12 protein-coding genes and 1 pseudogene are annotated in these 12,680 nt (G+C 72.1%); 8 read left to right on the plus strand and 5 right to left on the minus strand.

Features of this window, described 5'->3' with window-relative positions; all coding sequences use genetic code 11:
• Window positions 1–209: 209 nt before the first annotated feature.
• The gene (locus EEJ42_RS40295; protein ID WP_123107109.1) at window positions 210–1,391 is read right to left on the minus strand and encodes a serine hydrolase domain-containing protein; all 1,182 of its coding nucleotides are present in this window, start codon (window positions 1,389–1,391) and stop codon (window positions 210–212) included.
• A 164-nt stretch (window positions 1,392–1,555) separates the two neighbouring features.
• Here EEJ42_RS40295 and EEJ42_RS40300 point away from each other — a divergent pair, with 164 nt between their 5' ends.
• Both EEJ42_RS40300 and EEJ42_RS40305 read left to right on the plus strand, forming a co-directional pair.
• Window positions 1,556–2,134 (plus strand): class I SAM-dependent methyltransferase, encoded by a 579-nt coding sequence (locus tag EEJ42_RS40300; RefSeq protein ID WP_123107110.1) that lies wholly within the window; start codon window positions 1,556–1,558, stop codon window positions 2,132–2,134.
• A gap of 83 nt (window positions 2,135–2,217) precedes the next feature.
• Window positions 2,218–3,729 carry an MFS transporter gene (locus EEJ42_RS40305; RefSeq protein ID WP_425473037.1) on the plus strand — a complete coding sequence of 504 codons (1,512 nt, stop codon included), beginning with the start codon at window positions 2,218–2,220 and terminating at the stop codon, window positions 3,727–3,729.
• On the opposite strand, the gene EEJ42_RS40310 is transcribed toward EEJ42_RS40305, so the two are convergent.
• Complete coding sequence (locus tag EEJ42_RS40310; RefSeq protein WP_123107111.1) at window positions 3,702–4,178, minus strand: hypothetical protein; 477 nt, start codon at window positions 4,176–4,178, stop codon at window positions 3,702–3,704. The genes EEJ42_RS40305 and EEJ42_RS40310 overlap by 28 nt on opposite strands.
• 164 nt (window positions 4,179–4,342) lie before the next feature.
• Between EEJ42_RS40310 and EEJ42_RS40315 the strand changes: the two genes are divergently transcribed.
• The 3 genes from EEJ42_RS40315 (at window position 4,343) to EEJ42_RS40325 (ending at window position 7,320) form a co-directional block, all read left to right on the plus strand.
• The gene (locus EEJ42_RS40315; protein WP_123107112.1) at window positions 4,343–5,554 is read left to right on the plus strand and encodes an acyl-CoA dehydrogenase family protein; all 1,212 of its coding nucleotides are present in this window, start codon (window positions 4,343–4,345) and stop codon (window positions 5,552–5,554) included.
• Between the two features lie 33 nt (window positions 5,555–5,587).
• Window positions 5,588–6,046, plus strand: a complete 459-nt coding sequence (locus tag EEJ42_RS40320) for an RrF2 family transcriptional regulator (protein WP_123107113.1) — start codon at window positions 5,588–5,590, stop codon at window positions 6,044–6,046.
• 380 nt (window positions 6,047–6,426) lie between these two features.
• Window positions 6,427–7,320, plus strand: a complete 894-nt coding sequence (locus EEJ42_RS40325) for a glutathione S-transferase C-terminal domain-containing protein (RefSeq protein WP_246097669.1) — start codon at window positions 6,427–6,429, stop codon at window positions 7,318–7,320.
• A 54-nt stretch (window positions 7,321–7,374) separates the two neighbouring features.
• Here EEJ42_RS40325 and EEJ42_RS40330 read toward each other — a convergent pair whose 3' ends face one another.
• Window positions 7,375–8,367, minus strand: coding sequence for an amino acid ABC transporter permease (locus tag EEJ42_RS40330; protein ID WP_123107115.1), 993 nt, complete (start codon window positions 8,365–8,367; stop codon window positions 7,375–7,377).
• A gap of 614 nt (window positions 8,368–8,981) precedes the next feature.
• On the opposite strand from EEJ42_RS40330, the gene EEJ42_RS40335 reads away from it, so the two are divergent.
• The 3 genes from EEJ42_RS40335 to EEJ42_RS40345 are packed head-to-tail and all read left to right on the plus strand — an operon-like array spanning window position 8,982 to window position 11,607.
• Window positions 8,982–10,109: an LLM class flavin-dependent oxidoreductase gene (locus tag EEJ42_RS40335; RefSeq protein ID WP_123107116.1), complete on the plus strand. Its 1,128-nt coding sequence runs from the start codon at window positions 8,982–8,984 to the stop codon at window positions 10,107–10,109.
• Window positions 10,106–10,657 carry a GNAT family N-acetyltransferase gene (locus tag EEJ42_RS40340; RefSeq protein WP_123107117.1) on the plus strand — a complete coding sequence of 184 codons (552 nt, stop codon included), beginning with the start codon at window positions 10,106–10,108 and terminating at the stop codon, window positions 10,655–10,657. Before EEJ42_RS40335 ends, EEJ42_RS40340 begins: the two co-directional genes overlap by 4 nt.
• A complete protein-coding gene (locus EEJ42_RS40345) occupies window positions 10,654–11,607 on the plus strand; it encodes an ABC transporter substrate-binding protein (RefSeq protein WP_123107118.1) in 954 nt (317 codons plus the stop codon). Before EEJ42_RS40340 ends, EEJ42_RS40345 begins: the two co-directional genes overlap by 4 nt.
• A gap of 80 nt (window positions 11,608–11,687) precedes the next feature.
• On the opposite strand, the gene EEJ42_RS40350 is transcribed toward EEJ42_RS40345, so the two are convergent.
• Together EEJ42_RS40350 and EEJ42_RS40355 are read right to left on the minus strand one after the other, a co-directional pair.
• Complete coding sequence (locus EEJ42_RS40350) at window positions 11,688–12,116, minus strand: hypothetical protein (protein WP_148082194.1); 429 nt, start codon at window positions 12,114–12,116, stop codon at window positions 11,688–11,690.
• 146 nt (window positions 12,117–12,262) lie between these two features.
• Window positions 12,263–12,592, minus strand: a pseudogene (locus EEJ42_RS40355) (LLM class flavin-dependent oxidoreductase); the annotation flags it as partial.
• Window positions 12,593–12,680: the final 88 nt, after the last annotated feature.

Genomic DNA, 12,680 nt, shown 5'->3' on the forward strand with positions numbered 1-12,680 from the left:
CGCCGCCCCCGGCGAGCGCGGCCACCCCGCCGCCGAGCGCCCCGGCCGCCACGAGGCCACCGCCGAGGGTGAAGAGGCCCCTGCGGCTGAGGCGGTGCTTGTTGTCGTGCGGCATGTGGCTCAACTCCTGAACGGGATGACACGGGACGCTCAGGAGACGGAGCCACACCACCGCCGATAACAGTTTTTTTCTCAGGCCGACGGCAACCTCAACGCAGTGCCGTGTACACCGCGTCGATCAGGGCCATCTTCCGGGGGTCGTCAGCGATGTGCGGACCCATGCGGTTCATGACATAGCCGAGGCTGACCTGGGCTTCGGGATCGGCGTGGCCGCAGGAGCCGCCGAAGCCGTCGTGGCCGAAGGCGCGGTGGTTGGGGCCGTAGGAGTGGTTGGGGCCGCTCAGCCACACCCCGAGCCCGGTTTCGGTGTCATGGGTGAAGCCGTGTCCGAGGATCAGGTCCCGGCACGCCCCCTGCCCGTCGCGGGCACGCTCGACGGCCTCGGGCGAGAGCACACGGTGATCCCCGGACAGGCCATGGCGGGCGTAGACGCCGTAGAGGGTGGCGATCGCACGTGCCGTCCCGTGGCCGTTGGCCGCCGGGATCTCGGCCGCCCGCCACCGCGGCGTGTTGGCCTCGGCGGCCCCGACGAGCGGGTTGGCCAGCGCGGCGATCGCGACGGGCTCCAACTGGGCGAAGACCGCGGCCTGTTCGCTGGACGCGGCGGCGGGCGGATGGACCAGCTCCGCCACCCGCCCGGCCTCCTTCTCCGGCAGACCGATGCTGAAATCGATGCCCAGCGGCCCGGTGATCTCCCGGCGCAGGAACTCCCCGGGCAGCACACCGGTGATGCGCCGGATCACCTCGCCGACCAAGTGGCCGTAGGTTATCGCGTGGTAGCCGGACCGCGTACCGGGCTCCCACCACGGCTCGGTGGCGGCCAGCCGCGCGCAGGTCTTCTCCCAGTCGCACAGATCGGCCACGGTGTGCTTCTCCCGCAGCCCGGCCAGACCCGCCCGGTGGGAGAGCAGATAACGCACCGGCAGGGTGTCCTTGCCCGCCGCCGCGAACTCCGGCCAGTACGAGGCCACCGGAGCGTCGAAGTCCAGCAGCCCCCGGTCCGCGAGCACATGGGCGCACAGCGCCGTCACCCCCTTGGTGGTGGACCAGACGTTCGCCACGGTGTCCCGCTCCCACGCCCGCTCGCGCCGGGCATCCGCCCAACCGCCCCACAGATCCACCACGGTCCGCCCGTCCACGTGCACGGCCACCGCCGCGCCCAGTTCCTCGCGCTCGGTGAAGTTGGCTTCGAACGCGGCACGCACGGCGGCGAACCGCGGGTCGCAGTGGCCTTCGATGCGCGGTGCGGACGGCACGGACTGCTGCGTCATGGGGCACTCCCAACAGGTCTGTTCGGCAGACCTGCAACATACCGACTGGTTGGACCAGTCGAAACCCGGGGAGATCCTCCGGCAGCCGCGCGACCGAAGACATGGGCCGCGGGCGCCTCTCCACCAAGATCGGCTGGACCTGACCACCCCCGAGGAGCAGTCCGTTGGAACACACACGGCAGGACGAGTGGGACGCGCACTACGCCGACGGAAAGACATTCCGGCCCCTCGGCGACACCGAATGCGCACTGCTGTCCGCGCACGTGCCCGCCCCCGCCGGGGGCGGCCGCGCCCTCGATGTGGGGTGCGGCCTGGGCGAACTGGCCGCGCATCTGGCGTCGGTGGGCTATGCCGTCGACGCCGTCGACTGGGCCGACAGCGGTATCGCGCTCGCCCGCGCCGCGCACCCGCAGGGCGTGCGGTGGCTGCGCCTGGACGTCGAGCGGGACGACCTCGCCCCGTTGCACCAGGACGGCTACGACCTGATCACCCTCCGGCTCGTCTATGCCTTCCTCCGCCACCGCACCCGGGTCATGGACGACCTCGGCCGTCGGCTGAGGGAAGGCGGCGCGATCGTGGTGATCACACCGCTCGCCGCGACGACCCCGGAGGAGCGGCGGGGCATCGCGCTGGATGAGACGGAGATCGGTCTGCTGAGCGCCGGATGGGAGCGGGTGGAACGGCTCGACGCGGAGGGGTTGGCCATGCTGATCCTGCGTGGCCGGGTTCAACCGGCGGCTTGAGGGTTGTCCGCCCACCGGCCCTGCTTCATCGCCTCAGGGGCGAGAAAAGTCTCCGGGACGACTTCAACGAAACACTTGAATTCATGGATACCCAAGACATCGAACCGCCCGAGGCGGAGCCTGCCGCAGACGCCCCCGACACCATGGAACGCCCCGCGCCGCAGCGGCGGTGGTGGTGGACGCTGCCGGCGGTGAGCGCGGCCCAGTTGCTCGTAGTCCTTGACGGGACGATCGTGAACATCGCGCTGCCCTCCGCGCAGAGCGCGCTCGGGATGTCCGATGCGAACCGGCAATGGGCGATCACCGCGTATGCCCTCGCCTTCGGCGGGTTACTGCTGATCGGGGGCCGGATCAGCGGCGCGCTGGGGCACCGGCGGGCGTTCGTCGTCGGCCTGGTCGGCTTCGCCGTGGCGTCCGCGCTGGGTGGGGCCGCCGTGGCTCCCGGGATGTTTTTCGGGGCCCGGGCCCTCCAGGGTGTTTTCGCCGCCCTCCTCGCGCCCGCCGGGCTGTCGTTGCTGACCATGACGTTCACCGAATCGCGCGAACGCGGCCGGGCGTTCGGTGTGTTCGCCGCGGTCGGTGCCGCCGGATCGGCCCTCGGCCTGGTCGCCGGGGGACTGCTGACGGAGTACGCCAGCTGGCGCTGGTGCCTGTACGTCAACGTCCCCGTCGCCCTCCTCGCCGTCCTCGGCACGACCTTCGTGCCACCGGACCGCCCGGACCGCCCGGTCCGCGGCGGCGGACGGCTCGACATCGCGGGCGCGCTGCTCAGCGCCACCGGGTTCGCCGCCGTGGTGTACGCCTTCAACGAAGCCGAACCGCTCGGCTGGACCGCGCCGAAGGTGCTGGCGCTGCTGGCCGGGGGTGTCCTGCTGCTGGCCGTGTTCGCGGCCGTCGAGGTCCGGGCGCCCCGCCCGCTGCTGCCGATGCGGGTGCTCCTGCACCGGGCCCGCGCCGGTGCGTTCCTCTCGATCACCCTGATGTTCGTCGCGATGTTCGGCTTCTACCTGTTCATGAGCTACTACACCCAGACCGTCCTGGGCTATTCGCCGGTCCGGGCGGGCCTGACGCTCATCATCAACGCCCTGGCCGCCCTGCTGGGCTCCACCCTCATCGCCGGGAGACTGCACGGACGCGTCGCCCCCGCGGCGTTGATCCTTCCCGGCCTGCTCGCCGCGGCCGCCGGGATGTTCGTCCTGACCCGCCTGGCACCGCAGAGCACGGACATCCTGCGGCTCCACCTGGTACCCGCCCTGGTGCTCACCGGGCTCGGCCTCGGCTGCGTCATGCCGCCGACGGCGAGCCTGGCCACCGCGGACCTGCACCGGAACGACGTCGGAGCCGCGTCGGCCGCGTACAACGCCGTCCAGCAACTGGGAGCCGCACTCGGCGCCGCACTGCTCAACACCATCGCGGCCAGTGCCACGGCGTCCCACCTCGCGTCCGCACCCGACGCCACGCCGACCGCGGCATCCGTGCACGGCTACACCACCGCCCTGACGGTCGGCTTCGGCATCCTCCTCGCCGCCGCGTGCGTCGCCGCGGGATGCGGGGCGCCTGCCCGGCGTCAGGGCAGGGGTTCGACCTCCAGGTAGCGGTGGCGGCCGCGGCCGCGGTACTCCAGGGCCTCCCAGCCCAGCTCGCGCAGCACGTGAGCGCAGCGGGCCAGCTCCTCTCCCGCCGCGTACGCGGCGCCACTTCCCGGGGGCCCCAGCCACTCGACCCGGACCACCCCCGGCTGCTCGGCCTCGCCGCAGCGGTATCCCGTCGCCAGCCGGCGGCCGTCGGCGCCGACGGCCGAGGGTGGGATGGCCGCCGCCTCCAGGGCGATGGCCACGGCCCGTACCGGCTGGTGCCGCTCCCAGGGGGCGGGGGTGGCGAGGGGGTCGTCCCGGTCGGTGTTCATCAGCCGGCGGATCTCGCGCAGTCCGTCGAACGCCGCCCGCACCGCCGCCACCCGCTCCCGGGTGTCCGTGCCGAGGGGCTCTTCGTCACCCGTGGCCGCCGCGAACTGTGACCCGTTGCCGCCGCTCTCCGCCGTCACCTGCCACCTCCGGGCCGGAGCCTCTCCGGCGTGAGCCGGACCGGCCAACACGTTCACGCGCAGACGATAGCGGGTGGACGTCTGCGGCTTGATTCCCTATTTTTCCTACTGGGTTAATAGGGAATGATGGCAGGTGGGCCCGTGCCGAAGGAAGAGGAGCAGGCGTGACGGTGGTGGATGCGGTAACGGAAACACGCGACCGCGCGCGTTGGCTACAGGTCGCCCACGAGGCGGCGGACGACCTGGCCACCGACGCGGTGGTCCGTGACCAGGCCGGGAAGACGCCGTTCGACGAGGTCTCGCGGCTCCGGGAGGCGGGACTCCTGTCGTTGCTGATACCCGTCGAAAGCGGGGGCGGCGGCGCGGACTGGCCCACGGCTCACGCCGTCATACGGACCATAGCCGCGGCCGACGGGGCGATCGGCCAAGTGCTCGGCTGTCACTACCTGCTGTCCTCCAGCGCGCGGTTCTTCGGCGGGCCCGGCCTCGCCGCCCGCGTCGAACGGGAGTCCGCGGCCGGTCAGTGGTGCTGGGGCGGCGGGCTGGCCTCCGTGGAGCCGCGTCTGACGCTCACCCCGGGGCCGGGCGGCTATGTGCTGAACGGACGCCAGGGATACGCCACCGGCGTCCTGGTCGCCGACCGGCTCGCGGTGCGCGCCGACCACTCCGAGACGGGGGAGCCGCTGGCCGTGCTCGTCGACGCACGGCGGCCCGGCGTGGTGGCCGGGGGCGACGGCGGGGACACCTTCGGCCAGCGGCTGGCGGCGGGCGGGAGCGTGGAGTTCGACGCGGTGGCGGTCGAGAGCGACGCCGTACTCGGCCCGCTGTCCTCGGACGACGGCACCATGTCGCCCTACGCGGGGCTGTCCGCGCCGACCGGGCGGCTGGTCTCGGCCCAGATCTGTCTGGGGATCGCCCAGGGGGTGCTCGCCGAGGCCCGCGAGTACACCCGGGCGGCGGACGTGCCCTGGCGGCTGGACGGGCCGTCGTACGGCTCGCCCCGCAATCCGTACGTGCTGACGACCTACGGGGAGCTGACCGTCGCCACGTTCTCCGCGTCGGCCCTCGCCGACCAGGCGCTGGAAGCGCTGGACTGCGGGCTGGCGCGCGGCGAGGACCTCACCGACGACGAGTGCGCCGAGATCACCATGCTGGCGGCGGCGGCCGAGGCGGCCGCCGCCGGTGCCGCGCAGGACGTCACGGCCCGCGCGCTGGACGTCCTCGGCGCCCGCTCCGCCGCCTCGGCGTACGGATTCGACCGGTTCTGGCGCAACGTGCGCACCCACACCCTCTGCGTCCCGGTCGCCCCGCGGCTCCAGGAGGTGGGGGACTACTTCCTCCACGGTGAGCACCCTCCGTTCGCCCTGCCCTTCTGATCGCCGCGGCTCCCGGTGGCGGATAATCACCGCATGCGGATCTCTGCGAAGGCGGACTATGCGGTGCGGGCGGCCCTGGAGCTGGCGGTGGCGGCGGACGGTACCTCTCTCAAGGCTGAGGTGATCGCCGCGGCGCAGGGCGTTCCGCACAAGTTCCTCGAAGGGATCCTGGGCGATCTGCGCCGGGGTGGCCTGGTGGCCAGCCAGCGCGGCGGGAAGGGCGGCTATCGGCTGGCCCGCCCCGCCGACGAGATCACGATCGCCGATGTGATCCGCGTGGTCGACGGGCCCCTGGTGTCCGTACGGGGCGTACGCCCGCCCGAGCTGTCGTACAGCGGTCCCGCGGAGTCGCTGCTGCCGCTGTGGATCGCGGTGCGCGCCAATGTCCGCAAGATCCTCGGGGAGGTCACCCTCGCCGAGGTCGCCGCGGCCGAACTGCCCGAGGAGGTTCTCGACCTCGCCGAGGACCCCGAGGCGTGGACCAACCCGTAGGACCCCGTGTGAACCCGTGGGCCCCCGTAGCCAGGACGTGGGACACCTCTTGACGGAATCCGTGAGGCACTCGACACTCCTCGTGAGGGATTCCTAGCGGATTGGTGGGGAACGATGAGGCCAGGGCAGGCGGCCGCCGACCGAGCGGTCCGCACGCAGCGGCCATCTCCCCTTCTGACCTCCCGCCGTCACATCGACCTGCTGCGCGTGTGCAGCGCCGCAAGTCCTCTCACCTGAGCCGATCGGCCATCGGGGATATCTGACAGCGTCGTCATGCGCCGATGCGGGCGAACGCCGCCGCGCGCTCACCGCGGGCCGTCCACCGCCGGCCGCTCACCGTACGTCTCACCACCAGCGAAGAACCCGACCTGGGGAGAAACGTGTCCGTCACACCTGGGAAAGCCGCGCCGTCCTCGCTGTCCGCCGCATCGTTCCGGGGCAGGATCGGCCGGGACGCGCGCAGTGGACACTACGCCGTGCCGCGCCGCTACCGCCTCCATCTGTCGCTGTCGTGCCGCCACTGTCTGCGGATCGCCATCACCCACAGCCTGCTCGGCCTCGGTGACACCCTCCCGGTGACCCTGCTGCCCGCCGTGCCCGACGGGCCGGACGGCGGGCACTCGGCCCTGAGCCTGATGTACGAGGCCAGCGCGCACCGCTACACCGGGCCGACCGCGGCCCCGGTGCTCAGCGACGACTGGTCCGGCCGGATCGTCAGCACCCACACCCCCGACATCCTGCGCGACCTGGACCACCGCTTCGGCAGCGCGAGCGCCGACCGCCCCGTGCTCCACCCGTGTGGCGCGGAGGGGGAGATGGAGGCGATCGCACGCCTCTGCGAGCACGGCATCGACGACGCCGCCCAGCGCGCCGGACAGCCGGGCACCGACGGCGTGGCGCGCGACACCGCGCTCGACACCGTGTTCTCCGCGCTGGACGCGCTGGAACGGCGGCTCGCGACCCGGACCCATGTCCTTGGCGACGAACTGACCGCCGCCGATGTGCAGGTGTGGGTGACCCTGGTGTGGCTCGACACGGTGCACCGGCACCATCTGGACGCCGCCGCGGTGCACCGCATCACCGATCATCCGCATGTGTGGGCCTACGCACGCAGACTGGCCGCCCACCCGGCGTTCGGCCCCCACCTCGATCTCGACGGCATCGCCCGCCGACACCACGCGCACTGCCGGGGCCTGGAGGCCGCCGGAGCGGCGGTGCGGATCCTGGACTGGGCGGCGCACACACGGCTCAGGGCCCCCGCCGAGCCCAGCTGACGCCACGCCACGGGCCGCTTCGCCGGTCGCTTCACGGGCCGCCCTGCGCACCGCTCACCGCAGCCGGGCGCGCAGGGCGGCCACCTGTCCGCGCAGGCGCTGCACAGGCGTGGGCGGCAGGGTGCGGGCGGCCCCGCGCGCGTAGTACCGCTCGACGTAGAACTGCCCCGCGCTCAGTACCGTGGTGACGGCGATGTACCAGAGGGTGGCCACCATCAGCAGGGGGATGACCTGGTAGGTCTGGTTGTAGACCAGCTGCACCGAGTACAGCAGGTCGTGCACCGCCAGGACACTGACGATGCTGGTGCCCTTCAGGGTGCCGATCAGCATGTTCCCGGCCGTCGGCACGATGGAGCGCATCGCCTGGGGCACGACGATCCGGCGCAGCGTGCGCCACCGCCCCAGGCCGAGCGCCTGGGCCGCCTGGGTCTGGCCGGGGTCCACGGAGAGGATGCCACCGCGTACCACCTCGGCGGCGTACGCGGCCTCGTGCAGGGTCAGGCCGATGACGGCGGTGAGGGCGGGGCCGAACAGGTTGACGGTCTTGACGGTGACGAACTGGGGGCCGAAGGGGACACCGACGCCGAGCGTCGGGTAGAGGGCGCCGATGTTGAACCAGAACAGCAGCTGGACCAGCAGCGGCGTGGAGCGGAAGATCCACACATAGCCCCAACTCAGCGTACTCAGAACCGGGTTGGCGGACAGCCGCATCACGGCCAGCAGGGTGCCGAGCAGAAAGCCGAGCACCATGACCACCGCGGTCAGCCACAGGGTCAGCAGCAGCCCGCCCAGTACGGCAGTGGTGGTGAAGTAGCTCCCCACCACGTCCCATTGGAAGGCGGGGTTGCGGACGACGGAGTTCACCACCATGGCGAACACCAGCAGCGCGACGGCCGCGGCGAACCACCGGCCGAGGTGCCGACGCGGCACGATCGGCGGCAGGCCGCCGGAATCGCCGGGGTCCGGGGCCGCGTCTCCCGGCTGCTTGCGCGCGAATACGGATACGGACGCGGCGTCGGGGGCGGTGACATCGGAAGGCGTGGCCATCTTCAGGCTTCTCCGGGGGAAGGATCGCGGGCGTGGGTGTGAGCACCCCGGTGGCACGGTGCGGCCCGGGGCGGGGCGGTTCATCACGCTCGCCGCGTCCCTCAACGCGGCCGGAGAGGCTGCCGCGCGGGGGCGGAGCCGGTCCAGGGGGTGATGGTATGTGCCGACCGCGTGCCCCTGTCAATGTGGCAACGGGGGCGGACATCGTCGGTCCGCCATCCGAGCGCTGGTTGACGCGACGCCGTTTGTCCTGCTCAATTAGTTCCATGACTGCCCAGCTGCGCTTGGTCTCCCGCGACCACATCGACTTCGGTCGTGTGTGGTCCGCGATGTGTCGCGCCTGACTCGGCAGCGGGCTGTCTGACCGGCCCTTCCCTCCCTCGGTGACCCCGTCGCGGGCCGAGTTCTCTCCTCGCACGACCGCAGCACACGGGCGCCGCCCGGGTACGAACGGTCCTGCGAACCCGGACACGCGCTGCCTCCGCACCCCTCCGGCCCTCATCACGCCCGTGCCACCCGCGCTCCGCACCGCGCTGACCCACCGTCATATCCGGCTGGGTCAGCGGCACACCACGTCCGTGGGACTCTCCCGCCCGTTTCCGAAAGGCCTTCGCATGCCCGTGGAATTCCTCGGCATCGCCGCCACCCATGACGGCTCCGAGACCACCCCGCGCTCCGGCGCCGCCTTCGACAAGGAGTACACGCTCCGGCTCGCCCGGGCGCACGAGGACCACGGCTGGGACCGGGTGCTCTTCGCCTACGGCTCCGGATCGCCGGATCCCGCCCCGGCCGCCGCGTACATCGCGAGCAGGCTGGAGCGCCTCCAGATCCTGCTCGCCCACCGGCCCAACGTCTCGTACCCCACGTACGCCGCCAAGACGTTCGCCACCCTCGACCAGATCAGCGAGGGGCGGCTGACGGTGCACTTCATCACCGGCGGCAACGACCACGAGCAGGGCCGGGAGGGCGACACCCTCACCAAGGACCAGCGCTACGAGCGCACCCGCGAGTACATCCGGATCGTGAAGAAGATCTGGGCGGCCCGCGAGCCCTTCGACCACGAGGGGGAGTACTACCGCTTCCACGACTTCGTCAGCGATGTCCTCCCCGTACAGCAGCCCGGGCCCCGGGTTTCCTTCGGCGGCTCCTCCCCGGCGGCCTACGCGGCCGGGGGAGCGGAGGCCGACATATACTGCCTGTGGGGCGAGCCCCTGGAGAAGACCGCGGAACAGATCGAGGCGGTGAAGGCGGCCGCGCGGGCGGCGGGCCGCACCGATGTCCCGCGTATCCAGGCGGCTTTCCGGCCGATCATCGCTCCGACCGAGGAGCTGGCCTGGGAGAAGGCCCACCGCACGGTCGGCGCGATCCGCGCGCGGCGTGAGCAGGGGCTCGTACGGCACCACCGCAACGGCGCCCCCGAGAACACCGGCTCCCAGCGGCTGATCGCCATCGCGGAGCAGGGCGAGCGCTACGACCGCGCGCTGTGGACCCCGACCGCGGCCGCCACCGGTGGCGCGGGCAACTCCAACGCCCTGGTCGGCACCCCCGAGACGGTGGCCCGGGCGCTGCTGGACTACTACGACCTGGGCGTCGACATCCTCTCGGCCCGGGGCTACGACCTGCTGGGCGACGCGATCGACTTCGGGCGGCACGTGATCCCCATCGTCCGCGAGGAGGTCGCCAAGCGCGACGCCGAGCGCGCGGCGCGCGGCCCACAGGCCCTCGCGGCGGTGCGCGCATGACCCCGGTCACGCAAGCGCCGTCCACCGGGCTGACCGTCGTTCCCGCCGAGGTCGGCGACCCGCGCGTGGCGCCGCTGTTGCGTGAACTGGGCGACGAGTACTCCACCCGTTACGGCAAGGACGCGCACGCCGAACTCGCCCGGTACCCCGACGAGGAGTTCACCCCCGCACACGGCGGCGTGCTGCTCCTGCTGCTGCAACACGGGGAGCCGGTCGCGGGCGGAGCCTTCCGCCGGTACGACGCGACCACGGCCGAGCTGAAGAGGATCTGGACCCACTCCGCCCACCGCCGACGCGGCCTGGCCCGCCGGGTCGTGGCCGAACTGGAGCGCGAGGCGGGGAACCACGGCTACCGGCGCGTGTACCTGACCACCGGGCCGCGCCAGCCCGAGGCCCGCGGCCTGTACCTGGCCACCGGCTACACACCGCTGTTCGACACCGAGGCCGACCCGGAGACCATCGGCCCGCTCCCGTTCGAGAAACACCTCGCCACCGACCCTGGCACCACCCGCACCGACGCCCGTATCCGAAAGGCACCCACCCCGTGACCCACACCCGCGCGAGACTGCGCCTCCGTCCGGCCATTGCCGCAACCGTGCTCGCGCTGACGCTGGCGGGCTGCGGCTCCGGCGGCACCGGCGGGTCCGCGGCGGCGGGCGCCGCGTCCCCCGCGCCGACCGAGAACCCGGTCGCCTCGGTGCACAAGGCCGACTCCGTCGCCGCCCTGCTGCCCGCCGATGTCAGGAAGTCGGGCACGCTGCGGATCGGCAGCTCGGTCGGGGGACCGCCGAACGCGTACTACCCGCAGGGGACGGGCGGGAAGCCGGTGGGCCAGGACATCGACCTCGCGAACGCGGTGGCCAAGGTCCTCGGCGTCACGCTGAAGCGTCAGGACGCCTCGTTCGAGACGATCCTGCCCGCCCTCGGCAGCGGCAAGTTCGACGTCGGGACCGGCAACTTCGGCGTCACCGCCGAGCGGCTGAAGACCGTCGACTTCGCCACCTACATCAACGACGGCCAGGGCTTCGCGGTGAAGAAGGGCAACACGTCGCTCGGCGGCAAGGTCACCGACCTCACCCGGCTGTGCGGCCTGACCATCGGCACCGGCGCGGGCACCACCTTCGAGGCGACGCTCGAAGCCCAGAAGAAGGTGTGCGCCAAGGCGGGCAAGAAGCCGTACGAGGTGAAGGTCTACTCGGAGAACGGGGCGATCCTCACCGCGCTCCAGCAGGGCCGGATCGACGTGGAGATGTCCACCATCAACGGCCTCCGCCACCAGGCGGCCCAGAAGGCCGCGCAGACCACCTTCCTCGGTGAGTACCACCGGCTCGACGTGGGCTTCGCCTTCAAGAAGGGCTCACGGCTCACCCGGGCCTTCCAGGCCGCCGTCAACGAGCTGATCAAGGACGGGACCTACGCCCGCATCCTCGACAAGTGGGGCACCACGCCATCCGCGATCAAGACCTCGCGGATCAACCCGCCCGAGCAGACCTCATGACGGGCAGCCACGGGGCCCCTCACCCCTCCATCCCGCCGCACCGAGCCGAGGCGCGGTGTCGCGGTCCTCGGAGGGGGGTCTCACCCGTCGTCCTCATCGTCCTCGTCGTCTTCATCGTCGTGGCTGTCTTCGCGGTCATCCTCGTCGTCCTGAGAGGGGCTTGACGGACCGCTGCTGGCCGACGGTTGAGGGGCGGTGGAGTCGGCCGGGGGAGTCTCCTCGGGGGCGGACTCGTCCCCCTGGCTCGGAGGGGCGGTGAGCGAGACTTGTCCTCCCGCGGGCTGCCTGCTGCCGAAGGAGACGGAGGCCGAGTCGATGATCGTCGACATGGCCAGCGCACATCCGGCGAGGACCAGGGCGGTACCGGCCGCGGTGAGGACCGTGGTCTTGTGGTTCCTCCAGCGGTCCCGGACGCTTGACGCGTCGTTCCCTTCCTCACCTGGCACGACGCGGGTGTCGGCGGCCAATTGGTCGTCCGGTAAAGGGGGCGATCCGGAATCGGGTGGCATGTTTCCTCCGTACGGGCGGGACCGCAGACCACTGTAGTTGCCCCCGGTTCAGGGCAGAGCCAGCGTGGCTCCAGCGTTTCGTTAAGGGAAGGCCAATATTCGGCTCATCCTCCTCAGGCGCGGCCGTCGTCATCACGGCATACGGGCAGTGCCACGACGCCGGTCTCGGCACCCGGGACGCGGGCGGGAAGCGGTGTGGTCGCGGTGAGCAGTTCCCCGTGGAAGTCGGCGGCGCCGGTCTCAGTCAACTGCCGCAGTGCGGTGAGGAATTCACGCAGGCGGGCGATGGGCCGTTCGAAGGGGAGGCCGAAGCCCGCCTCGGTCAGGAGCTTGGCCCCCAGCGCCAGGCCGAGGTGGTAGCGGCCGTGCGTGGCCGCCTGCGCGGTCTGGGCCTGGCTGGACACGAGCAACGGGCGATGTCCGAAGACCGGGATCGCGGACGTGCCCACGTGCAGGTCCGGTCTGTGTGAACCCACGGGGTCGGCCCCGCATTTCCCTTGGTGAGTGACGGCTGTGTGTCATCGGCTGCCCGTGCCTGACGTGGCGGGTCCCCGGGCGGCCGGC

The organism is Streptomyces botrytidirepellens, assembly GCF_003721215.1.
GTDB lineage: Bacteria > Actinomycetota > Actinomycetes > Streptomycetales > Streptomycetaceae > Streptomyces > Streptomyces himastatinicus.